Here is a 1,882-nt window from a genome sequence, read left to right as displayed (position 1 = left end):
CGCTGCTCACAGATCTCGATGGGCGTGTCGACGAAGATCTCGACGAAGTCGTCCTCGTCCAGCGTCGCACGAACCCTGTCCCGGTCGCGGCGGTACGGGCTGATGAAGGCCGTCAACGCGATGATCCCTGCCTCGCAGAATAGCTTCGCCACCGACCCGATCCGTCGGATGTTCTCCTCACGGTCCTCGGCCGAGAAGCCTAGGCCGAAACGCTCGGCGAATTGTTTGCCGTGGTTTTCCTCGAGGATGTCCGGACCCGCGTTGAGCCCGTAACGGACGTTGTCGCCGTCGAGCAGATAGCTGCGCATGCCCCGTTCGTGGAGCTTCAGGTCGACGAGGTTGGCAACCGTACTCTTGCCGCTGGCACTCAGCCCGGTCAGCCAGATGACGCAGCCCCTGTGCCCGTTGAGCCTTTCCCGCTCGATTCGAGTGACGTTGTGGTCGTGCCACGTGATGTCAGTGCTCACTGCAAAGCCCCTTTCCGGCTGTATCGACACTGCGATCGGGAACTTCGGCGCGCAGACATGTGATGTGGTGTCGCGACGACGTCATATTCCGCCTTTCTGTGCGTATTTCGATCGGCTGATTTCAATTTTTTACCCGCTGGTTGCAAATGCTCCGTAACATTTCACTCCCGGCTTGTCATGGGTCAAAGACGTTCGCCTCCCCAATGGGACCGAATTTCGGGGGCCGAATTTCTGTAGATGCCGTCACCTGCTGCGAAGTCCCATTCCACGGTCTGGTCCGATCGCGGATGGCAATCTGCAAGAACATCGACCAAAAGGCAGAAATTCAGCGAACTCCGCGCACTCCCCCGCTCCTGTCCCGACAAGCCCCTCAGAGGGTCTTTCAATTCCAAAGACAGCGGCAACGTGCTCGCGACGATGCTGCGCTCTTTACCCGGCCTCGGCATCGACCGTATCCTCGGCATTCCACTCGGTGATGCGCGAACGCGCCATGTGTTCTTGACCTTTCAGGGTTGGTGTCGGCAACCATGAATCCACTCCTCGCGCGTCAGGAGTTGGTTCGGGGGATGTTGGGCCGGTTGTCGATTCGGTGTGAGCCGACAGGAATCGCTTCATGCGGTTGACTTTTCGCCGCCAGCGACTACACAAGGCAATCGACCACGTGGACCGCGGGTCCAGGTGGCGATCAGCTAAAACCAGGGTGGGCGAAAGTTGAATCGGCGCTCATAGTCCTCCTGCGTCACACATGGCTGACTCACTTGTCAGCCAAATACTGATCGGTTACGCAGGGACTGTTGGCCGTCGGTGTCCGACGAGCGGTTATGGCGAGCCCCACCGCCGTCTTGCGCGACCAAGCCGGGGCGACCCCCTAGCCTCGACACCGCAAGTTTGCTACTTCGAGCGTCAGTCAACCCAAGAACCGGCCGGGGGACAACTCGACGGGGTTGATGCACAGGATATTTCCAGCAGACTTCATCGAGACGTCCAGCTAACGGACGACCCGGGTGTCGCATCGGACGGGCGATGCCCAGGCACACCACCACTCGCGTGAAATCAGCGCTCCCGCCGACCCCTCGACAAAACTCGAATGGGCGCATGATTGCCCCGGTTCCCGTGACGCCGCACACGCGCCCCGCCCACGCGCCCGCGGCACCGGCCGGCTTCGCCCACCATGCGGTTCTCCTGCCAACCCTCCCGTGGGCTTGCGCGACGGTGCATCCATACCTGTTGCCGCAAAAAATTTTTCGATCCACGATGGGACCTGTCACGGGACCTGTCGGCGGCAGGCTCCGAGCCGGCGCCGTCGCGCCGCAGGGGAGGCCGAGGTGCGCCCTTGCCCACCTCCGCGCCTCCTCCGCGCCTCCTCCGCGCCTCCTCCGCGCCTCCTCCGCGCCTCCTCCGCGCCTCCTCCGCGC

General features: G+C 62.3%; 1 protein-coding gene. It reads right to left on the bottom strand.

Annotation, left to right across the window (positions count from 1 at the left end; translation table 11 throughout):
* Positions 1-467, bottom strand: a 467-nt coding sequence (cysC, locus tag AC2VOK_RS13070) for an adenylyl-sulfate kinase (protein WP_428900860.1), incomplete at its 3' end; no start/stop codon positions are given.
* Between the last annotated feature and the right edge of the window lie 1,415 nt (positions 468-1,882).

This window comes from Mycobacterium sp. TH-M116 (genome assembly GCF_057473685.1).
This window is presented reverse-complemented; position numbering and strand designations above follow the sequence as displayed.